The sequence below is a fragment of the Microcella flavibacter genome (assembly GCF_012530535.1).
Lineage (GTDB): Bacteria > Actinomycetota > Actinomycetes > Actinomycetales > Microbacteriaceae > Microcella > Microcella flavibacter.
In genome coordinates this window covers 1051571-1071162 of the sequence record NZ_CP051299.1, presented here as the reverse complement: position 1 = coordinate 1071162, position 19592 = coordinate 1051571, and the positions used below count along the sequence as shown (strand labels likewise).

Annotated in this window: 19 protein-coding genes; 15 read left to right on the top strand and 4 right to left on the bottom strand. The window is 74.8% G+C overall.

Annotated features, from left to right (window positions below; all coding sequences use genetic code 11):
* Window position 1 precedes the first annotated feature (1 nt).
* From HGB54_RS05095 to HGB54_RS05060, 8 genes are all read left to right on the top strand, one after another.
* Complete coding sequence (locus HGB54_RS05095) at window positions 2-2263, top strand: TPM domain-containing protein (RefSeq protein WP_168915483.1); 2262 nt, start codon at window positions 2-4, stop codon at window positions 2261-2263.
* A 130-nt stretch (window positions 2264-2393) separates the two neighbouring features.
* On the top strand, window positions 2394-3128 hold the full coding sequence (locus HGB54_RS05090; protein ID WP_168915482.1) for a PspA/IM30 family protein: 735 nt from the start codon (window positions 2394-2396) through the stop codon (window positions 3126-3128).
* A 94-nt stretch (window positions 3129-3222) separates the two neighbouring features.
* Window positions 3223-4254: a DUF418 domain-containing protein gene (locus HGB54_RS05085; protein ID WP_228545993.1), complete on the top strand. Its 1032-nt coding sequence runs from the start codon at window positions 3223-3225 to the stop codon at window positions 4252-4254.
* Window positions 4251-5063 (top strand): arginase family protein, encoded by an 813-nt coding sequence (locus HGB54_RS05080; protein WP_168915480.1) that lies wholly within the window; start codon window positions 4251-4253, stop codon window positions 5061-5063. The genes HGB54_RS05085 and HGB54_RS05080 overlap by 4 nt, the downstream gene beginning before the upstream one ends.
* A gap of 6 nt (window positions 5064-5069) precedes the next feature.
* Entirely contained in the window at window positions 5070-5855 is a 786-nt protein-coding gene (locus HGB54_RS05075) for a crotonase/enoyl-CoA hydratase family protein (RefSeq protein WP_168915479.1), read from the top strand.
* A 5-nt stretch (window positions 5856-5860) separates the two neighbouring features.
* On the top strand, window positions 5861-7294 hold the full coding sequence (locus HGB54_RS05070; protein ID WP_168915478.1) for a dihydrolipoyl dehydrogenase family protein: 1434 nt from the start codon (window positions 5861-5863) through the stop codon (window positions 7292-7294).
* A gap of 66 nt (window positions 7295-7360) precedes the next feature.
* The gene (locus HGB54_RS05065; RefSeq protein WP_228545963.1) at window positions 7361-7834 is read left to right on the top strand and encodes a hypothetical protein; all 474 of its coding nucleotides are present in this window, start codon (window positions 7361-7363) and stop codon (window positions 7832-7834) included.
* A complete protein-coding gene (locus HGB54_RS05060) occupies window positions 7834-8658 on the top strand; it encodes an SDR family NAD(P)-dependent oxidoreductase (RefSeq protein WP_228545962.1) in 825 nt (274 codons plus the stop codon). Before HGB54_RS05065 ends, HGB54_RS05060 begins: the two co-directional genes overlap by 1 nt.
* 54 nt (window positions 8659-8712) lie before the next feature.
* On the opposite strand, the gene HGB54_RS05055 is transcribed toward HGB54_RS05060, so the two are convergent.
* Entirely contained in the window at window positions 8713-10146 is a 1434-nt protein-coding gene (locus HGB54_RS05055; protein ID WP_168915477.1) for an amidase, read from the bottom strand.
* Window positions 10147-10381: 235 nt separating this feature from the next.
* On the opposite strand from HGB54_RS05055, the gene HGB54_RS05050 reads away from it, so the two are divergent.
* The 3 genes from HGB54_RS05050 (at window position 10382) to HGB54_RS05040 (ending at window position 12037) form a co-directional block, all read left to right on the top strand.
* Entirely contained in the window at window positions 10382-11014 is a 633-nt protein-coding gene (locus HGB54_RS05050; protein WP_168915476.1) for a hypothetical protein, read from the top strand.
* Window positions 11015-11078: 64 nt separating this feature from the next.
* Complete coding sequence (locus HGB54_RS05045; protein WP_168915475.1) at window positions 11079-11441, top strand: DMT family transporter; 363 nt, start codon at window positions 11079-11081, stop codon at window positions 11439-11441.
* Window positions 11438-12037 carry a TetR/AcrR family transcriptional regulator gene (locus tag HGB54_RS05040; protein ID WP_168915474.1) on the top strand — a complete coding sequence of 200 codons (600 nt, stop codon included), beginning with the start codon at window positions 11438-11440 and terminating at the stop codon, window positions 12035-12037. Before HGB54_RS05045 ends, HGB54_RS05040 begins: the two co-directional genes overlap by 4 nt.
* On the opposite strand, the gene HGB54_RS05035 is transcribed toward HGB54_RS05040, so the two are convergent.
* Window positions 12021-12608, bottom strand: a complete 588-nt coding sequence (locus HGB54_RS05035; protein WP_168915473.1) for a GNAT family N-acetyltransferase — start codon at window positions 12606-12608, stop codon at window positions 12021-12023. The two genes, HGB54_RS05040 and HGB54_RS05035, sit on opposite strands and share 17 nt — an antisense overlap.
* A 4-nt stretch (window positions 12609-12612) precedes the next feature.
* Window positions 12613-13329, bottom strand: coding sequence for a uracil-DNA glycosylase (locus HGB54_RS05030; protein ID WP_168915472.1), 717 nt, complete (start codon window positions 13327-13329; stop codon window positions 12613-12615).
* 68 nt (window positions 13330-13397) lie between these two features.
* Here HGB54_RS05030 and HGB54_RS05025 point away from each other — a divergent pair, with 68 nt between their 5' ends.
* The gene (locus tag HGB54_RS05025) at window positions 13398-14882 is read left to right on the top strand and encodes an MFS transporter (protein ID WP_168915471.1); all 1485 of its coding nucleotides are present in this window, start codon (window positions 13398-13400) and stop codon (window positions 14880-14882) included.
* Window positions 14883-14901: 19 nt separating this feature from the next.
* Here the strand turns inward: HGB54_RS05025 and HGB54_RS05020 are convergent, their stop codons facing one another.
* Window positions 14902-15681 (bottom strand): SDR family oxidoreductase, encoded by a 780-nt coding sequence (locus tag HGB54_RS05020; protein ID WP_168915470.1) that lies wholly within the window; start codon window positions 15679-15681, stop codon window positions 14902-14904.
* Between the two features lie 61 nt (window positions 15682-15742).
* Here HGB54_RS05020 and HGB54_RS05015 point away from each other — a divergent pair, with 61 nt between their 5' ends.
* From HGB54_RS05015 to metX, 3 genes are all read left to right on the top strand, one after another.
* The gene (locus tag HGB54_RS05015) at window positions 15743-16855 is read left to right on the top strand and encodes an acyltransferase family protein (RefSeq protein ID WP_168915469.1); all 1113 of its coding nucleotides are present in this window, start codon (window positions 15743-15745) and stop codon (window positions 16853-16855) included.
* A 120-nt stretch (window positions 16856-16975) separates the two neighbouring features.
* Window positions 16976-18295, top strand: coding sequence for a bifunctional o-acetylhomoserine/o-acetylserine sulfhydrylase (locus HGB54_RS05010; protein ID WP_168915468.1), 1320 nt, complete (start codon window positions 16976-16978; stop codon window positions 18293-18295).
* Between the two features lie 91 nt (window positions 18296-18386).
* Window positions 18387-19589 carry a homoserine O-acetyltransferase MetX gene (metX, locus tag HGB54_RS05005; RefSeq protein WP_168915467.1) on the top strand — a complete coding sequence of 401 codons (1203 nt, stop codon included), beginning with the start codon at window positions 18387-18389 and terminating at the stop codon, window positions 19587-19589.
* The last annotated feature ends 3 nt before the right edge of the window (window positions 19590-19592 follow it).

Genomic DNA, 19592 nt, shown 5'->3' with positions numbered 1-19592 from the left:
GATGCTCGCCCTCGCGTCACGCCTGCTGACTAGAATCGCGGCGGACGGCGCTCCGGCGCGGCGCACCCGCGAGGGGTCGCCGCCGGCGCCGCCGGATGCGGAAGAGGACGCCATGCGGGGCACGGGTCGCACGCCGGGGCGCATCGCGCCGTCATCGACGGAGGCGCGCTCCGGCGACGCCCCCCGGCCCCGCGCCCCCCAGCCCCGCGCCGCCCGACCCCGCGCCCCTCGTCGCCTGCTCGCGGCCGCCGCCGCCCTCGCCCTCGTGCTCGGCGGGGCGCCGACCGCGGCCGTCGGCTCCGAGCCCGTCGACCTCGGCGGCGCGTACGTGCTCGACGAGACGGGCGTGCTCGACGGGCAGATCGAGCGCATCGAGGAGGAGCTCGACGCCCTCATCGAGGCGGAGGGGGCATCCCTCTTCGTCGTCGTCACCGACCGCTTCGACGGCACGGCGACGCCCGCCGACTGGGCCGATCGCGCCGCCGTCGTCTCCGGGCTCGGCGACCGCGACGCGCTGCTCGCCATCGCCGTCGACGACCGCTCCTACGCCTACTCGATCGGGGCGGAGTGGGCGATCGACGATGCGACCCTCGCGCGCGCCGAGACCGAGGCCCTGCTGCCGGCCCTGCGGGCCGACGCCTACGCCGACGGCATCGTCGCCTTCTCGACCGCTCTGCGCGGCGGGTCCGGCGCGGGCGGCGGCCTGCCGATCGTGCCCCTGCTGCTCGGTGCGGTCGTGGTCGGCATCGTCGTCTGGCTGATCGTGCGCGCCCGGCGGAAGAGGACCGGGGATGCTGCCGCGCCCCCCGGGGGCGAGTCGCCCGAGCAGACCGAGGCGCGCGCCTCCCGCCGCCTCGTCGAGCTCGACGACGCCCTCACGACGAGCGAGCAGGAGCTCGGCTTCGCCGAGGCGCAGTTCGGCGTGGAGGCCGTCGCGCCGTTCCGCGCGGCCGTGGGCGAGGCCCGGGCGCGCGTCGCCGAGGCGTTCCGCCTGCACGGCGGCACCGCGTCGCCCGAGGGCGAGAGCCCGCAGCAGCGCCAGGAGCGGCTGCAGCGCGTCGCCGCTCTGTGCGACGAGGCGGATGCCCTGCTCGAGCAGCAGGAGGACGACTTCGACGCCCTCCGCGACGTCGAGGCCCGCCTGCCCCAGGCTCTGCCCGCGCTGCGCGCCGCCCAGCCCGGCCTGAAGGAGCGCGCGCAGGCCGTGGCGCAGCGGCTCGAGCAGCTGCGCGCCCGCTTCGCGCCCGCCGCGCTCACCGCCGTCGCCGACGCCGGCGACCAGCACCAGGGGCTGCTCGCCCTGCTCGACGCGGAGCTCGCGGAGGCCGAGCAGTCGCTCGCCGCGGGCGCCACCGGCGCCGCCGCGGTCGACGTGCGCGCCGCCCAGCTCGCTCAGACCCAGCTGACCGCCTCCCTCGACGCCGTCGAGCGCCTCGCCGGCGAGCTCGACGCGGCCTCGGCCGCCCTGCCGGCGCAGCGGGCCGAGCTCGAGCAGGGCATCGCCGCCGCCCGCGGCCTGCCCGGCGCCCCGGACCTGGCCGCCGCGATCGCGACCGCCGAGGCGGCGCGCGCCGCGACCGACCAGGGCGCCGCCGACCCGATCGCGGCCTCGCACCGCCTCGTCGAGGCCGACCGCGCGCTCGACGCCGCGATCGACACCTCCCGCGCCGAGGTCGAGCGCCGCGCCTCCGCCGTCGCCGCGCTCGACCGCTCGCTCGCCACCGCGCGCAGCCGCATCCTCTCCGGCGCCGAGTTCATCGCCGCGCACCGCGGCGGGGTCGGCGCCGCCGCCCGGGCCGCGCTCGCCGAGGCGCAGGCCCAGCTCGACGTCGCCGTCGCGGCGCAGACGAGCGACCCCGTCGCCGCCGTGGCCGCCTCCCAGCAGGCCGCGCAGCGCGCCGCGCAAGCGCTCGCCGCCGCAGAGTCCGACGTGGCGTCGCGGCTGGGCGGCGCCGCCCAGGGCGGGCTCCTCGGCGGCGCGGGCGCCGGCGGCGGGCTCGGCGGGCTGGGCGGCATGCTCGGCGGAGCCATGGGCGGCTCGCGCGGCGGCAGCGGCCTCGGCGACGCCCTCATCGGCGGGCTCATCGGCGGACTGCTGAGCGGCGGGGGCGGCCCGCGCCGCGGGGGCGGCTCCGGCTTCGGGGGGCCGTCGTTCGGCTCGTCGCGGCGATCGAGCGGCGGCGGCTTCGGCGGCGGGGCGCGTCGCGCCTCGGGCGGCGGCGGCCGAGCATCCGGTCGCCGCAGCGGAGGCGGCAGATTCTAAAGCGCACCCGGCATGCTGTGCAGGGAGGCGGGCCCAGCGCGACCGGCCGCTCCCCCGCGACCCCGTTCCTCCCCACGACCATAGCGACACCCTCCTCACCGATCACCGAACCGAAAGGCAGCACCCGATCATGACGAAGCAATCGATCTTCGGCCGCATCGCCCAGCTCGCGAAGGCCAACATCAACGCCCTGCTCGACTCGGCGGAAGACCCGCAGAAGATGCTCGACCAGATGGTGCGCGACTACTCCGCGAGCATCCAGGAGGCCGAGGCCGCGATCGCGCAGACCATCGGCAACCTGCGCCTGCTCGAGCAGGACTACGCCGAGGACGTCGCGACGGCGCAGGACTGGGGCCGCAAGGCCGTCGCCGCCAGCGCCAAGGCCGACGAGTACCGCGCGGCCGGCAACAGCGCCGACGCCGACAAGTTCGACAACCTCGCGAAGATCGCGCTCGGCAAGCAGCTCTCCTCCGAGACCGAGGCGCGGGCCGCGCAGCCGACCATCGCCGCCCAGACCGAGGTCGTCGACAAGCTCAAGTCGGGCCTCGAGGCCATGCGCGGCAAGCTCGGCGAGCTCGCCGCCAAGCGCGACCAGCTCGTCGCCCGCGCGAAGATCGCCGACGCGCAGAGCCAGGTGCTCGACGCCGTGAAGAGCATCGACATCATGGACCCGACGAGCGAGCTCGGCCGCTTCGAGGAGAAGGTGCGCCGCGAGGAGGCCAAGGTGCTCGGGCAGCAGGAGCTCGCCTCCTCGAGCCTCGACGCGCAGTTCGAGCAGCTCGAGGACGTCGGCCGCACCACTGAGATCGAGGCGCGCCTCGCCGCGCTGAAGAGCGGCGCGACCCCGCCCGCGATCGGTCAGTAGCACCGCCATCACCGCGCCGACCCCCGCCGTCGACCCCCGCCCGTCCCTGCGCTGGGCGGGGGTCGATGCCGCGCGCGGTCTCGCCGTGCTCGGCATGTTCGCCGCGCACACGGTGCCCCGCACGGGAACGGAAGAGCTGCTCGTCGACGGCCGCCCCTCGGTGCTCTTCGCGCTCGTCGCCGGGGTCGCCCTCGGGCTCGTGACGGGCGGGCCGACGCCGACCCGCCCCGAGGGCCGCGCCGAGGCGCGCGTCCGGCTCGCCCTCCGCGCCCTCGTGCTCTTCGTCATGGGCGTGCTGCTGTGGATGCTCCCCCACGGTGTCGCCGTCATCCTCGACTACTACGGCGCCATGTTCCTGCTGATGGTCCCGCTGGTGCTGGCCTCCCGGCTCGTCCTCGCCGGGGTCGGAGCGGTCGTGCTCGTCGTCGGCCCCCTCGTGCGTCAGGCGATCGAGGCGCGGCCGCTGCCGGGCGAGCCGCTCGACACCGCCATCGACTACCTGCTCACCGGCTGGTACCCGGCGCTGCTCTGGGTGCCCGTGCTCGCCGCGGGCCTCATCGCAGCGCGCAGCGACCTGGGGCTCGCGCGCACCCGCATCGCGCTCGTCGGCTTCGGCACGATCGCCGCCGTCGCCGGCTACGGCGCCGCGGCGGTGCTGCCCGAGGTCGACGCCGCGGCCCACAGCGGCACGACGGCCGAGCTGCTCGGTGCGGGCGGGCTCGCGGCCGCGGTCGTCGGCCTGCTGCTCGTGCTGCTCGATCCGCAGTCCGTCGCCGTCGGGGCGGTCGCCCCGGACGTCGCCGAGCGCGTCGACGCCGCCGACCGCGCCGCCCCTGCTCGCCGCGTCCTGCGCATCCTACTCGCCCCCGTCACCGCGATCGGCCGCATGCCGCTCACGATCTACGTCGCCCACCTGCTCGTGCTCGCCGCCATCTCGCCGCTCGGGCCGGCCGGGCGCTTCGACGGCGTCGTGGGCTGGGTCGTCCTCGTCGTGCTCGCGGTCGCCTCGGCCTCCTTCGCGCTCGCCTGGCAGGCCCTGCGCCTGCCCGGCCCGCTCGAGTGGGTGCTGCAGCGCGCCGCCGGTCTGCCGTTCCGCTACCGCTCGGTGCGAGACTTGCGCGCATGACCTCGCACTTCTTCGTCGTCCCGCAGTGGCAGGGCTCCGGCAGCGACCGCGCGATGCGCCTCGTCGACGGCGCCCACGCGATCCGCGGCGACCTGCCCGAGTCGGCCACCACGGTCGTCGAGGTGCCGCTCGAATCCGGCGACGCCGAGGGCACGGGCATCCACCGGTGGAGCTCGCTACGCCTCGTGCGCGAGCGCCAGGCGCGCGACATGGCCGACGTCGACGCGACGCCCATCACGATCGGCGGCGACTGCGGCGTCGAGTACGCGGCGGTCGAGCACGCGGCCCGCGCCGGGCGCACCGTGCTGCTGTGGGCGGATGCCCACGCCGACCTCAACACCCCCGCGAGCTCCCCCTCCGGCGCCTTCCACGGCATGGTGCTGCGCGCGCTCATCGATGACGGCGTCGTGGCGGCCGACGACGTGCTGCTGCTCGGCGCCCGCGACCTCGACCCCGCGGAGGAGCAGGCCGTCGCCGAGCTCGGCATCGCCCGGGTCACCGCCGAGACCGCCGCCGAGGCGGTCGCCGCCCGCGCGGCCGACGGCGCCACGGGCCTGTACGCCCACGTCGACCTCGACGTGCTCGACCCGGGCGAGTTCGCCGGGGTCGCGTTCTCGACGCCCTTCGGCGAGACGACCGCCTCCCTCGTCTCCACCCTGCTCGCGGTGCGCGCGGCGCTGCCGCTGCGGGGTGCGGGGGTCACCGAGTTCGCGCCGAGCGACGCGGCCGCGGCCGCCGACGATCTGCCGAGCATCCTGCGCATCGTCTCGGCGCTCACCCGACCGGTCGAGCCCGCCTCGCTACGCTGAGCGGCCATGAGCGAGAACCGCGTCACCGTCGACCGCCGAGGCCCGCTGCTGCTGATCGGGCTGAACCGCCCCGAGAAGCGCAACGCCGCCGACCTGGCCATGCTCGAGCAGCTGGCGCTCGCCTACGGCGAGCTGGATCGCGACCCCGCGCTGCGGGTCGGCGTCGTGCACGCGCACGGCGAGCACTTCACCGCCGGGCTCGATCTCGGCGATCTCGCCCCGCGCATCGGCACCGAAGGACTGCGGATGGTGCCCGAGGGCGGCATCAACCCCTGGGGCACGGAGGGCGAGCAGGTCTCGAAGCCCGTCGTGCTGGCCGTGCAGGGCACCTGCCTGACGCTCGGCATCGAGCTGGCGCTCGCGAGCGACGTCGTGATCGCGGCCGACGACACCGTCTTCGCCCAGCTCGAGGTGGCGCGCGCCATCCTGCCGTTCGGCGGCGCGACGACGCGCTTCGCGGCCCGCGCGGGCTGGGGCGACGCGATGCGCTGGATGCTCACCGGCGACCGCTTCGACGCCGCCGAGGCGCATCGGATGGGCCTCGTGCAGGAGGTCGTGCCCGCCGGCGCGCAGCTCGACCGCGCCCTCGAGCTCGCCGAGCGCATCGCCGCGCAGGCCCCGCTCGCCGTGCAGGCGACGCTCGCCAACGCCCGCCTCGCCGACCGCGAGGGGCCCGCCGCCGCGGAGGCCCGGCTGCAGGGCGAGCTCGTGCGCCTCATGCAGACCGACGACGCGCGCATCGGCCTCGAGGCATTCATGACCCGCACCACCCCGCAGTTCACCGGAAGGTAGACCCCATGACGCAGCTCGAGACGACCTACGACCTCATCGTGCTCGGGGGCGGAGCGGTAGGCGAGAACGTCGCCGACCGCGCCGTGCAGGGCGGACTGAGCGTGCTGCTCGTCGAGCACGAGCTCGTCGGCGGCGAGTGCTCGTACTGGGCCTGCATGCCGTCGAAGGCGCTGCTGCGCTCCTCCGCCGCGCTCGAGGCCGCCCGGTCGCTCGCCGGGGCGCGCGAGGCCGTCACGGGCGATCTCGACGCCGCCGCGGTGCTCGCGCGCCGCGACTCGTTCACCTCGCACTGGGACGACAGCGGCCAGGTGCGCTGGCTCGAGGGCGCGGGCATCGCGCTCGCCCGCGGCCACGGCCGGCTCGACGGCGAGCGCCGCGTGATCATCGCCGACGCCGAGGGCGTCGAGACGGCGGTGGATGCCCGGCACGCCGTCGCCGTCTGCACGGGCTCCGACGCGCTCATCCCGCCCGTGCCGGGCCTCGCGGAGGCCCTGCCCTGGACGGCCCGCGAGGCGACGAGCGCGCAGGAGGTGCCGCAGCGCCTCGCCATCATCGGCGGAGGCGTCGTGGGATGCGAGCTCGCGACCGCCTGGAGCGCGCTCGGCTCCTCCGTCACCCTCATCAGCCGCGGCGCCCTGCTCGGCGGCGTCGAGCCCTTCGCCGGCGAGGCCGTCGCCCAGCGCCTGCAGTCGCGCGGCGCGCGCGTGCTGCTGCACGCCTCCCCCGTCGAGGTGCACCGCGGGGCGGATGGCCCCGTGCGGCTGGTGCTCGACTCCGGGGACGAGATCGAGGCCGACGAGGTGCTCGTCGCCACCGGCCGCACCCCGCGCACCTCCGGTATCGGCCTCGACACGGTCGGTCTCGAGGAGGGCGCCTGGATCGAGGTGGACGACACCCTGCGCGTGCCCGGCAGCGACTGGCTGTACGCCGTCGGCGACGTCACGCACCGCGCGCTGCTGACCCACCAGGGCAAGTACCAGGCGCGGGCCGCCGGCGACGTCATCGCGGCCCGGGCGCACGGCGCGCCGGTGGACGACGCGCCCTGGGGCGCCCACGTCGCCACCGCGGATCACGCCGCCGTGCCCCAGGTGACCTTCACCTCGCCCGAGGTCGCGAGCATCGGGCTCACCGCCGCCCAGGCGGAGGAGCGCGGTCTGCGCACCCGGGTCGTCGACTACGCGCTCGGCAGCGTCGCGGGCGCCTCGCTGCACGCGGACGGCTACGAGGGCACCGCGCGCATGGTCGTCGACGACGAGCGCGACGTCATCGTGGGCTTCACGGTCGTCGGGGACGACGTCGCCGAGCTGCTGCACGCGGCGACCATCGCGGTCGTGGGCGAGGTGCCGATCGCCCGCTTGCAGCACGCCGTGCCCTCGTACCCGACGATGAGCGAGGTCTGGCTGCGCCTGCTCGAGACCGACCGCGCGCAGCGCTCATGAGCGCGGCGCGGCCGCCGCGCTGAGCAGGGCGCGCCGCGGTCGCGCCCGGACTGCTAGGAATGGGGCATGAGCCCCGTCCCGCCCGCGCGCCCCGGCTCCGCCGCGCCCTCGACGGCGGCGCTCTCGCCGGTGCCGCGGGGTCGCTTCGCCCGCGTGGTCGATGAGGCGCGCCGGCGGCCGCTGCTGCGCCGCGTCGCCCTGCACCCGGCGGTCTGCCGGCCCGGCTACTGGACGGCGAGCGGCCTCGCCCTCGCCTGGGGCTCGGTGCTGGGCGGATTCCACGTGCGGCGGCGCGGCGGCGTGGTGGTCTGCGCCGGGCTCCCCCGCTGGGCCTTCGGCCGCGGCGGCACCACGATCGGGGCCGTCTACCTCACGCACGACAACACCGGTCGCGCCGTGCTCGAGCACGAGGCCGTGCACCGCGCGCAGTGGCGGCACTACGGGCTCGCCTTCATCCCGCTCTACCTCGCGGCGGGTCGGGATGCCCGGCGCAACCGCTTCGAGATCGAGGCCGGTCTCGAACGAGGGGGCTACCGCTGATGCGCACCGTCGTCATCACGGGCGCGAGCTCGGGCCTGGGGTCGGAGGCGGCGCTCGAGCTCGCCCGCCGCGGCTGGCAGGTCGCCGTGGTCGGGCGCCACGAGGCCCGCACGCACGCCGTCGCGGCGCGCGTCGGCGGCATCCCCTTCACGGCCGACTTCGACGAGCTCGACCAGGTGCGCGGGCTTGCCGACGAGCTGCTCGCCCGGTTCCCGCGCATCGACGCGCTCGCCTCGAACGCGGGCGGCCTCGTGCCGCAGCGCGCGCGCACGGTCGACGGCTTCGACGTCGGGTTCCAGCGCAACGTGCTCGCCGGCGCCCTGCTCACCGAGCTGCTGCTGCCGCGCCTGCGCGCCGCTCGCGGCCGAGTGATCGCGACGGCGAGCGTCGTCAACCGGCTCGGCGGTCTGCGGCTCGACGATCTGGAGTTCGAGCGGGGGCGGGTCGGCGGCAGCTGGCGCCGCTACGGCGCCGCGAAGCTCGCCACGATCCTCTACGCGCGCTCGCTCGCCGAGCGCACCGGGCTCGAGAGCTACGCCTTCCACCCCGGCTACGTGCGCAGCGCCTTCGGGGCCGAGTCGGCGAGCGCCCGGGTGCTCATCGCCCTCACCGGCAGCATGCAGATCTCGCCCGAGGCGGGGGCGGCGCCGCTCGTGCACCTGGTCGACACCCCCGAGCTCGGCGTGCCGAACGGCACCTACTTCGACGGGCTCAACCCCTTCGGCGCCGCCCATCCGAGCGCGGGCGATGCCCGGCTCGCCGAGGATCTCTGGCACGCGATCGCCGAGCGCATCGGCATCGCCGTGAGCACCGCCGACCGCTGACGGCCGACCGCCGCCCCGATCCCGGGCCCGCGCCCGCGCCGCGGGTGCCGCGCGTCACCACATCGCGGGATGCGGCAGCGGCCCGCGCCGGCGCTCGAGCTGCGCGCCGAGCGACAGCAGCGCCGCCTCGCCGCCCGGCCGCCCGATGAGCTGCACGCCCATCGGCAGGCCCGGCTCGGCCGAGTCGGGGCCGGTGAGCCCCACGGGCACGGTGAGCGCGGGCAGCCCGCTGACATTGACGAAGCTCGTGAACGGCGTGTACTGCACCTGCTGCCGGAAGTTCCGCTCCGCATCCACCGCGTCGTACCAGCCGATCGGGCGCGGGGTCATCGCGAGCGCGGGCGTGACGACGACGTCGACGGCGGCGAAGCGCCGGACGACCCGCCGCTCGAACGCCGCGAGCCCCGCGAGGGCCTCGGCCAGGCGCGAGGCGGGCAGCGCGCGCCCGCGCTCCACGAGCCAGGCGGTGAGCGGTTCGAGCTGCGCCAGCTCGTCGGGCGTGCGGGCGGGGATGCCGGCGGCGCCGGCCATCCACACGGTTCGGAAGTGCTCGGCGTACTCGGGTTCGGGCCGCGGCTCGAGCTGCTCGATGCCGTGCCCCATCTGCGCGAACAGCCGCAGCGCCCCGTCGAGCGCCGCCTGCGCCTCGGGCGCGAGGCCCACCTCGCACCAGTCGTCCCACGGCGAGTCGGTGACGACCCCGAGCTGGAACCGCCCCTCGCCGCGCACGGCGTAGCCGAGCAGGGGCCCGTCGTGCGGGCTCGGCGCGCGGGTCGCGAACTCCCACGGCGCCCCCTCGACCATCGCGTCGAGCATCAGGGCGGCGTCGGACACGGTGCGGGCGAGCGGCCCGGGCACGACGAGGCCGGCGAGCCGGTCGAGCCCGCTGCCGGCCGGCACGCGACCGCGCGAGGGCTTGAGCCCGACGAGCCCGCAGGCGGCGGCGGGGATGCGCACGCTGCCGCCGCCGTCGCTGCCGGGCGCCACGGGCAGCAGTCCGGCGGCCACGGCGGCCGCCGCGCCCCCGCTCGAGCCGCCCGCGCCCCGGGCGAGGTCGTAGGGATTGCGGGTCGCGCCCGACTGCGCCGACTCGGTGTACGAGGGCAGGCCGAACTCGGGCGCGGCCGTCGCGCCGAGGCTGATGGCGCCGGCCGCGTCGAGCTGCTCGACGAGCTCGTCGGAGTGCTCGGGCACGAAGCCCGCCCTGAGCCGCGAGCCGTAGCTCGTCACCTGGCCGGCGCGCGCGCTGAGCTCCTTGTCGGCGATCGGGATGCCCCACAGCGGCGCCGTGCGCGCGACCTCCCCGCGCTCCAGGCCGGCGGCTCGGGCCCGGGCGCGCTCGGGCTCGACCACCGTGAGCGCGCCGATCGCCGGATCGAGTCGCGCGATGCGTTCCAAGTAGTGGTCGACGAGCTCGCGCGGCGAGAGCCGGCCCCGGTGCAGCTCGTCCCACTGCTCGAGGGCGGTCAGGTCGTGCAGCTCAGCCATGCTCCGAGCCTAGGCGGAGCATCCGCGGTATCGATTCGGCAACGAAGGCCCGCGCACCCCTCGAGAGGGGGTGATCCGGCGGCTGCGGGAAACGCCGCCCTGCTACATTCGCGCCGAGGGCACGCCACCGTCGTCGTGGCCCCGCCGGTCGGGCATCCTCCGCTCGACCCCCATCACCGCAGCGCCGTGCCGCCGCAGCACGGCGGCATCCGTCACCGCCCCCGCTAGGAGAGCAATGTCCCGGTCGCGCCTGCTCGCGAGCACCGCCGTCCTCGCCCTCGTCGTGGGGCTCAGCGCGTGCGCCCCCGCGGCCGAGTCGGAGGAGCCGGTCGCCGAGCCGAGCACCTCGGCCACGCCCGAGCCGGTGGAGACCCCGACGGCCGAGCCCGAGCCCGAGGCGCAGCCGCGCGTGTTCACGATGCCGACCGACTGCACCGACATCCTGCCGCCCGAGCGCGTCACCGCCCTCACCGAGCAGGATCTCGCGCTGCTCGGCGGCCCGGGCAGCCTCTACGGCGACGAGTACTTCTTCAACGCCACCCCCGAGCAGCTCGCCGGCGGCATCAGCTGCGTCTGGGCGCAGGAGGGCGTCGACCTCTCGAGCCTGCTGATCAGCGCCGCCCCGCTGACGACCGCCACGCGCGGCCAGATCATCACCGACCTCAGCGCGCAGGGGCTCAACGAGGTCATCCTGGAGGACGGCTCGCTCACCTACGGCGTCGTCGGCGACGAGGCCGCGGCCGGTGCGCAGTTCAATCTGCTGACGGATGACGCCTGGGTCTCGGTCATCAACGCCTTCGGCGGCGACGTGTTCTTCGACGAGGCCGTCGTGCTCGCGAACGAGGTGCTCGACCACAACTCGGAATGACCTCCGCTTTTGTGGAACGTTTGCGCTATTTTTATGGCACAGACGTTCTAGATTCGGAGTCATCATGGGGTACCTGTTCCTGGTCGGCGCCATCATCGCCGAGGTCATCGCGACGAGCTTCCTCAAGCTCACGAGCGGCGAGCGCGCGGTGTGGTGGGCCTTCCCCATCGTCATCGTCGGCTACATCGCCGCCTTCTCGATGCTCTCGCTCACCCTCGGCCGCGGCGTGCCGCTCGGCACCGCCTACGGCATCTGGGCCGGCGCGGGCGTCGCCCTCGTCGCGGTCATCAGCTGGGTCGTCTTCGGCGAGACCCTGACCTGGGCGCAGCTCGCCGGCATCGCGCTCATCATCGCGGGCGTCGCGCTCGTCGAGCTCGGCGGATCGCACGAGACCACGACCGCCCAGGCCCCGTCCCTGACGCCATGAGCCTGACCGAGAAGGGCCGTCGCCGGCGCGAGGCCCTGCTCGACGCGGTCGTGGCCGTGCTCGAGCGCGAGGGCCCCACGGCCGTCACGCACCGGGCGGTCGCCGCCGAGGCCGGGGTGCCGGTCTCCGCCGCGACCTACTACTTCGCCTCGATCGACGACCTCCTCGTCGAGGCGCTGCGCCGCGCGGTGGAGGAGGAGTCGGCGCTGCTGCCGCCCGCGGCGCCCGCCGACGTGGCCGCGCTCGCGCGGGCGCTGCACGGCTACGCGGTCGAGCGCCGGGCGACGGCCGTCGCGCACTACGAGCTGCTGCTGCTCGCGACGCGGCGACCTGCGCTGCGGCCCGACGCCGAGCGGTGGTACGCCAGCCTGGAGGCGGCGCTCGACGCGGGCTTCCCCGCGACCGCGGGCGAGCATCCCGATGACCGCGCGCGGCGCCTCGAGGGCGCGGCCATGGCGCTCGACGGGCTCATCCTGCGCATGCTGTGGCGCGGCGAGCCCTCCGCCCCGGCCGAGGTCGAGCGGGCGCTCGCGCCCCTCATCGGCCCGCTTCTGCCGCTCGCCGATCGGGCGCCGGGCGTCAGCGCTTCTTCTTGAGCGACTTCTGCATCATGACGATGCCGAGCCAGCGCTCGAACTTGTAGCCGACGCGCGCCATGCGTCCGGTCTCGACGAAGCCGAACTGCTCGTGCAGGGCGATCGAGGCCTCGGCGCCGCGGTCGGCGATCACGGCGATGACCTCCTTGATTCCCGCCTCGCGCGAGCGCTCGAGCAGCTGCTCGAGCAGCACCCGCCCGAGGCCCTTGCCCGTGGCGCCCGGCCCCAGGTAGATCGAATTCTCGACCGTGAAGCGGTAGGCGGCCTTCTCCTTCCACGGGTAGACGTAGGCGAAGCCGAGGATGACGCCCGAGGGCGACTCGGCGACGAGGAAGGGGTGGCCGAGCTTGCGGATCCTGCCGAACTTCGTGCGCAGCCCGCGCAGCGTCCAGGGCTTCTCGTCGAAGGTCACCGTGGAGTTCGCGACGTAGTGGTTGTAGATCTCGCGGATCCACGGCAGATCGGCCTCGACCGCCTCGCGGATCTCGTAGGCGAAGACCGGTTCCGGGTCGGCGGGCGCCCGCAGATGGGGCGGCAGCACGCGACGCGGTTGGTACTCCTCCTCCAGCACGGGCTCAGTCTAGGCCGGGAGCGGAGCCCGTCGGATGCTCGGGGAGGCCCCAGTCCACGGGGGCCGCGCCCTGCTCCTCGAGCAGCGCGTTGACGCGCGAGAACGGGCGCGATCCGAAGAAGCCGCGGTGGGCCGACAGGGGGCTGGGATGCGCGGACGCGACGACGGCCGCCCCGCCCAGCAGCGGCTGGGCGGCGGCCGCATCCCGCCCCCACAGCACGCCCACGAGCGGCGCATCGCGCGCGGCCAGGGCCTCGACGGCGCACGCCGTCACCTCCTCCCAGCCGCGACCGCGGTGGGAGCCGGCGGCGCCGGCCCGCACCGTGAGCACCCGGTTGAGCAGCAGCACCCCCTGCCGCTGCCAGGCGCTGAGGTCGCCGTGCGCGGCGGGGGCGAGCCCGAGGTCGTCCTGGCGCTCGCGGTAGATGTTGACGAGGCTGCGCGGCAGCGGGCGCACGGCGGGGTCGACCGAGAAGCTGAGGCCCACGGCGTGGCCGGGCGTCGGGTACGGGTCCTGCCCGAGCACGAGCACCCGCACGGCGTCGAGCGGCTCGGCGAAGGCGCGCAGCACGCGCTCCCCCGCCGGCAGGTACGGCCGCCCGGCCGCGGTCTCGGCGCGCAGCCACTCGCCGATCCCGGCGATGCGGTCGGCGACGGGGGCGAGGGCCTCGGCCCAGCTCGGGTGCACGAGGTCGGCGAGGGGGCGGGGCGGGCTGGTCACCGTGCCACGCTAGCCGGGCATCCCGCGTCGACATCGCCCGCGCGCTCGACCGGGTCTAGCATCGCGGCATGCCCCTCGCCCCCGGCCGCACCGTCGCGGCCCTCCGCGGCCGCTCCGGCGCCATCACGCTCGGTCTCGTCGGCTACCTGTTCTTCGTCGAGTTCGTCAGCGGGATCCTGCAGGGGTACTACATCCCGCTCATCCCCGACCTCGTCGACCACCTCGGCATCCGCGACGCCGACGTCAACTGGTTCGAGGCCGCCCAGCTGCTGCTGAGCGCGATCGTCGTGCCCGTGCTCGCGAAGCTCGGCGACATGGTCGGGCACAAGCGGATCCTGCTCGTCTCGACCGTGCTCACCGCGGGCGCGAGCTGGTGGCTCGCCTTCGCCGGCGACTTCTGGAGCTTCCTCATCGCCTGGACGCTGCAGGGCTTCTACGTCGTCTGGCTGCCGCTCGAGGTCGCGCTCATCTTCGACCGCGGGCGGGCGAAGAACCGCGCCGCCTCCGACACCCGGCGGGCGGCGGGCCTGCTCGTCGTCGCGCTCGAGGCGGGCGCGATCGCCGGCGCACTCGGCGGCGGGCGCCTCTTCGAGGCCCTCGGCGGCGACGTGACGCTCACGCTCATGGTGCCCGCGGCGAGCGTGACGATCGCCTTCTTCGCGATCCTCTTCGGCGTGCCCGAATCGGCCCCCGTCACCGGGCGCCGGCTCGACACCGTCGGCTTCGCGCTGCTCACCCTCGCGCTGCTGACGATCACCTCGGGGCTGACGTTCCTGCGCATCAACGGCCCCGGCGCGCTGTGGGTCTACGCGCTCATGGCGCTGGGCCTGCTCCTGCTGCTGCCCTTCGGCCGCTGGGTGCTGCGCCACCCCGACCCGGCGATCGACCTGCGCGTGCTGCGGCAGCCGTCGATGTGGCCGGTGCAGCTCACCGCCGGGCTGCTCGGGGTGAGCATCCTGGGCGCCCAGGCGCCGCTGTCGACCTTCGCCGGCACCGATCCGGCCGAGGCCGGCTTCGGCCTGGGGCTCGGCTCGAGCGCCATCTCGAACATCATCGGCGCGTACCTCATCGCGATGATCGTCGGGGCGCTGCTGTTCCCGGTCGTCTCGAGGCGCACGACCCCCCGCATCGCGCTCATCGTCGGCACCCTGCTCATCGCCGCGGGCTACCTCGCGTTCCTCGTCAACAGCGCCACCGCCCTCGGCGTCACGCTCAACATGGTCGTCGCCGGCATCGGCTCGGGCGCGCTCGTCGCCGCCCTCCCCGCCGCGGCCGCCGCCGCCGCGCCGCTCGGGCAGACGGGCATCGCCACCGGGCTCACGAACACGACGAAGACCATCGGCGGATCCTTCGCGAGCGCGATCTTCGCCGTCGTGCTGGTCTTCGCCGCCGGGCAGGCCGCCGTCGGCACGGCCGCGAGCCTCGTGGGCTACCTCGTGGTGTTCGGCATCTGCGGCGTCACGGCGCTCGTCGCCGCGGGCGTGCTCGTGCTCGTGCCGCGCGCGGCCTTCGGCGACGCGCCCGCGGTCGCCGTGCCCGAGCGGGTCGTCTGAGCCCGCGGGCCGACCGGGCTCAGCCCTCGCGCACCCGCAGCGGCTCGCGCACGAGCTTGTGCTGAGCCGCCTGCGCGACGGGGCGCATCGTCACCTCGTCGAGGTTGACGTGGTGCGGCAGCAGGATCGCGTGGGTGATGGCCTCGGCGACGTCATCAGCGGTGAGGGGATGCTCCACCCCCGCGTACAGCGCGGCGACGCGCTCCTCGTCCCCGCCGAAGCGGTTCCGGGCGAACTCGTCGGTGCGCACCATCCCGGGCGCGATCTGCACGACCCGGAGCGGCTCGCCGGCGAGCTCCAGCCGCAGCGCCCCCAGCAGCCCGCGCAGGGCGAACTTGGCGGCGTTGTAGCCGCCGCCGCCCTCGTAGGCGACCTGCCCGGCCGTCGAGGTCACGGCGACGATGTCGGCGACGCCGCGCTCGACGGCTCCGGCGCGCAGGCTGCCGATGAGCGCGGCGATCGAGCGCTGCGCCGTCAGGACGTTGAGGTCGAACATCGCGGCGAGATCCGAGGCATTCGCCTCGGCGACGGGATCGGTGCCGATCGCGCCGCCCGCGTTGGCGACGAGGGCGTGCAGGGGGCCGGCCGCGCGCACGGCCTCGGCGAGAGCATCCACGGCGCCCGCATCGGTGAGATCGGCGACGACCACCGAGCATCCCGTCTCGGCGGCCAGGGCCTCGAGTCGGTCGGCGCGACGGGCGACGGCGGTGACGCTCCACTCGGCGGCCGTGAGACGGCGCACCGCGGCCGCTCCGATGCCCGAACTGGCTCCCGTGACGACCGCGCGATAGCTGTGCATGGGCCACACGCTACCGCGCAGCCACCGGGGTCGCGCCCGGCCGCGCAGTAGCCTGGGCCTCATGCAGGCGAGCGAACGCACCAAGGCCCCCCGCGAGCGCGTGCCGTTCTGGGACAACGCCCGATTCGTGTTCGTCACCCTCGTCGTCGCCGGCCACGCCATCCAGCGCCTCACGGCCGAGAGCGACAACGCGCTCGTCGTCTACCTGTTCATCTACGCGTTCCATATGCCGGCGTTCGCGATGATCAGCGGCTACTTCTCCAAGCCCGGCGCCCCGGGCGAGCGCCAGATGCGCAGGGTCATCACCGACATCGTGATGCCCTACGCGATCATGGAGACGATCTGGACGCTCGTGCAGTTCCTCGTCGAGGGCTCGATCGCGCTGAACCCGACGCAACCCTCCTGGACGCTCTGGTTCCTGCTCGCGCTCGGCATCTTCCGGCTGATCCTGCCGTACCTCGCCCTGCTGAAGTGGCCGCTCCTGTGGGCCGTCGTCTTCTCGGTCGGCGTGGGCTACCTCAGCAACGTCGACTCGACCTTCTCGCTCTCGCGCGCGATCGGCATCCTGCCCTTCTTCGTTCTCGGCTGGAAGCTCAAGGAGTGGGGCCTCATCGAGCGCTGGCGCTTCGTCGAGGCGCCGGCCCGGCTCGTGCGCATCGGCTCGGTCGCCGTGCTGCTCGTCTGGGGCGCCGTGCTCGTCGCCTTCATCGACGTCTGGCGCGCGACCGACCTGCGCTTCTGGTTCTTCTACGACGACTCGTACCAGGGCCTCGGCGAGGACCAGTGGTGGGCGGGCCTCGTGCGTCTGCTGCTCATCGCCCTCGCGGTGCTGCTCTCGGGCTGCGTGTTCGCGCTCGTGCCGCGCCGCGAGACGTGGATGACCGCCTTCGGCCAGGCCACGATGTACGTCTACCTGCTGCACTCCTTCGTGCTGTACCCGATCCGCGAATCGGGCGTGCTGGGCGGCGGCAACTCCTCCTTCACTTGGCTGATCGGGATGCTCTTCGCCTCCGTCGCGATCACCGTGGTGCTCGCGAGCCCGATCGTGCGGCGCATCACGCGCCCGATCATCGAGCCGAAGCCGCGGTGGCTCTTCCTCGAGCCCGCGGAGGACTCCCGGGCGCCGCGCTCGGGGTCGTCGAAGACCGACCCGACGGGCTCGCGCCGCCGCTGAGGAGCCCGCGAGGTTACGCCGCGTGTCCGCGATCGTTGACCGGCGCTCGGCGCTGTCCGTACCGTTGCGCTGACGCCGGAGCTCCGTGCCGGCCGCCGCCCACCCGCGAAGGAGCCACCCATGAGCGACGAGTACCGCTTCGAGACCCTGCAGATCCACGCGGGCGCCGCCCCCGACCCGCAGACGAACGCCCGCGCGACGCCGATCTACCGCACGACGGCCTACACCTTCGACAGCGCCGAGCACGCGAAGAACCTCTTCGCCCTCGCCGAGTTCGGCAACATCTACACGCGCATCCAGAACCCCACGCAGGACGTCGCCGAGCAGCGCGTCGCCGCGCTCGAGGGCGGCACCGCGGCCCTGCTGCTCTCCTCCGGCCAGTCGGCGACCACGTACGCCGTGCTCAACATCGCGCAGGCCGGCGACCACATCGTGTCGTCCTCCTCGGTCTACGGCGGCACCTACAACCTCTTCAAATACACCCTCGCCAAGCTCGGCATCGAGACGACCTTCGTCGAGAACCAGGACGACCCGGAGGAGTGGGCGCGCGCCGTGCGCCCGAACACGAAGCTGTTCTTCGGCGAGACGATCGGCAACCCGAAGATCAACGTGCTCGACATCGCGACGATCGCGGGCGTCGCGCACGACCACGACCTGCCCTTCATCGTCGACAACACGATCGCCACCCCGTACCTCATCCGGCCCTTCGAGCACGGCGCCGACATCGTCGTGCACTCGGCGACGAAGTTCCTCGGCGGGCACGGCACCGTGCTCGGCGGCGTCATCGTCGACGGCGGCCGGTTCCCCTGGTCGCAGCACGTCGACAAGTTCCCCGGCCTCACCGAGCCCGACCCCTCGTACCACGGGGCGAGCTACACGGGCGTGCTCGGCGACGGCATCGCGTACATCATCAAGGCGCGCGTGCAGCTGCTGCGCGACATCGGCTCGGCCATCTCGCCCGACAACGCCTGGCAGATCATCCAGGGCATCGAGACGCTGAGCCTGCGGGTCGAGCGCCACGTCGAGAACGCCGAGGCCGTCGCGCACTGGCTCGAGGAGCACCCCGACGTCGCGAGCGTCAGCTACTCGGCCCTGCCCTCGAGCCCGTGGTACCGCCACGCGCAGACCTACGCCCCCAAGGGCGTCGGCGCGGTGCTCTCCTTCGAGCTCAAGGGCGGCGTCGACGCCGGCCGCGCGCTCGTCGACTCGCTGTCGCTGTTCAGCCACGTCGCCAACATCGGCGACGTGCGCAGCCTGATCATCCACCCCGCCTCGACGACGCACTCGCAGCTCACCCCCGAGCAGCAGCTCACCGCCGGCGTCACGCCGGGCCTCGTGCGCCTCTCGGTGGGCCTCGAGAACATCGACGACATCCTCGCCGACCTCGAGAAGGGCTTCGCGGCCGCCCGCGCGGTGAGCCTCGCCAACGCGAGCGCCTGACGCACGGAACCGCCGCACCGCATCACCGCGCCTCCGCCCCCGTCGTCATACGGCGGGGGCGGAGGCGCGTCTGCGACAGAATGAAGCCGACATGGACTGGCAGACATCCGAAGACACCGTCCCCTCGGCCTTCATCACCGAGGCGAGCCGGCGCGCCCTGAGCGGCGCGCCGCCCGTCACGGGCGCGTGGCGCGAGGGCGACCCCGCGGGCGATCGGGTGTTCGAGAACCTCGGGCCGCTCGAGCTCGAGTCGGGCGCGCGGCTGCCGCACATCCGGCTCGCCTACGAGAGCTGGGGAGAGCTCAGCCCCTCCCGCGACAACGTCGTGCTGCTGCTGCACGCGCTGACGGGCGACAGCCACGTCGTCGGGCGGCCCGGCGGCGGGCATCCCACCGCCGGATGGTGGAGCGGCATCGTCGGGCCGGGCCTCGCCATCGACACCGACCGCTGGTTCGTGCTGGCGCCGAACATGCTCGGCGGCTGCCAGGGCTCGACCGGCCCGGCCTCGTTCTCGCCCGACGGCGCCGAATGGGGCTCGCGGTTCCCGTACCTCACGATCCGCGACCAGGTCGCGGCGCAGCGGATGCTCGTCGACCGCCTCGGCATCGACTTGCTCGCCGCGGTCGTCGGCGGCTCGATGGGCGGCATGCACGCGATCGAGTGGGCCGCGACGCACCCCGAGCGCGTGCAGCGGCTCGCCGTGCTCGCCGCCCCCGCCGTCTCGACCGCCGACCAGATCGCGCTCAACTCGGTGCAGCTCGAGGCGATCCGCATGGATCCGGCCTTCCACGGCGGCGACTACTACGACGAGGACGAGGGGCCGTACCGCGGGCTCGCCCTCGCGCGCCGCATGGCGCTGCTCAACTACCGCTCGCCCCACGAGCTCAACGAGCGCTTCGAGCGCTCCTGGCAGGGCGTGCTCGACCCGCTCGGCGTGGGCGGGCGCTTCGCGATCGAGAGCTACCTCGACTTCCACGGCAACAAGTTCACCCGGCGCTTCGACGCGGGCAGCTACAGCGTGCTCGTCGAGGCGATGAACTCGCACGACATCACCCGCGGCCGGGGCGACCTCGCCGCGGTGCTCGCCCCGGTCACGCGCCGCAGCCTCGTGCTCGGCATCGACAGCGACCGGCTGTTCCCCGTCGAGCAGCAGCAGGCGATCGCGAGGGCGCTGCCGGGCACCATCCACGGCGACGAGGCGGTCGTCATCTCCTCCCCCTTCGGCCACGACGCCTTCCTCATCGAGGACGACCTCGTCAGCCCGCACCTGCGCTCCCTGCTCGCGAGCGAGTAGGGC

Excerpts from the sequence above, each read along its gene's own strand:
- HGB54_RS05095 (WP_168915483.1), top strand. The coding sequence starts at position 2 with ATGCTCGCCCTCGCGTCACGCCTGCTGACTAGAATCGCGGCGGACGGC.
- HGB54_RS05090 (WP_168915482.1), top strand. The coding sequence starts at position 2,394 with ATGACGAAGCAATCGATCTTCGGCCGCATCGCCCAGCTCGCGAAGGCC.
- HGB54_RS05085 (WP_228545993.1), top strand. The coding sequence starts at position 3,223 with ATGTTCGCCGCGCACACGGTGCCCCGCACGGGAACGGAAGAGCTGCTC.
- HGB54_RS05080 (WP_168915480.1), top strand. The coding sequence starts at position 4,251 with ATGACCTCGCACTTCTTCGTCGTCCCGCAGTGGCAGGGCTCCGGCAGC.
- HGB54_RS05075 (WP_168915479.1), top strand. The coding sequence starts at position 5,070 with ATGAGCGAGAACCGCGTCACCGTCGACCGCCGAGGCCCGCTGCTGCTG.
- HGB54_RS05070 (WP_168915478.1), top strand. The coding sequence starts at position 5,861 with ATGACGCAGCTCGAGACGACCTACGACCTCATCGTGCTCGGGGGCGGA.
- HGB54_RS05065 (WP_228545963.1), top strand. The coding sequence starts at position 7,361 with ATGAGCCCCGTCCCGCCCGCGCGCCCCGGCTCCGCCGCGCCCTCGACG.
- HGB54_RS05060 (WP_228545962.1), top strand. The coding sequence starts at position 7,834 with ATGCGCACCGTCGTCATCACGGGCGCGAGCTCGGGCCTGGGGTCGGAG.
- HGB54_RS05055 (WP_168915477.1), bottom strand. The coding sequence starts at position 10,146 with ATGGCTGAGCTGCACGACCTGACCGCCCTCGAGCAGTGGGACGAGCTG.
- HGB54_RS05050 (WP_168915476.1), top strand. The coding sequence starts at position 10,382 with ATGTCCCGGTCGCGCCTGCTCGCGAGCACCGCCGTCCTCGCCCTCGTC.
- HGB54_RS05045 (WP_168915475.1), top strand. The coding sequence starts at position 11,079 with ATGGGGTACCTGTTCCTGGTCGGCGCCATCATCGCCGAGGTCATCGCG.
- HGB54_RS05040 (WP_168915474.1), top strand. The coding sequence starts at position 11,438 with ATGAGCCTGACCGAGAAGGGCCGTCGCCGGCGCGAGGCCCTGCTCGAC.
- HGB54_RS05025 (WP_168915471.1), top strand. The coding sequence starts at position 13,398 with ATGCCCCTCGCCCCCGGCCGCACCGTCGCGGCCCTCCGCGGCCGCTCC.
- HGB54_RS05020 (WP_168915470.1), bottom strand. The coding sequence starts at position 15,681 with ATGCACAGCTATCGCGCGGTCGTCACGGGAGCCAGTTCGGGCATCGGA.
- HGB54_RS05015 (WP_168915469.1), top strand. The coding sequence starts at position 15,743 with ATGCAGGCGAGCGAACGCACCAAGGCCCCCCGCGAGCGCGTGCCGTTC.
- HGB54_RS05010 (WP_168915468.1), top strand. The coding sequence starts at position 16,976 with ATGAGCGACGAGTACCGCTTCGAGACCCTGCAGATCCACGCGGGCGCC.
- metX (WP_168915467.1), top strand. The coding sequence starts at position 18,387 with ATGGACTGGCAGACATCCGAAGACACCGTCCCCTCGGCCTTCATCACC.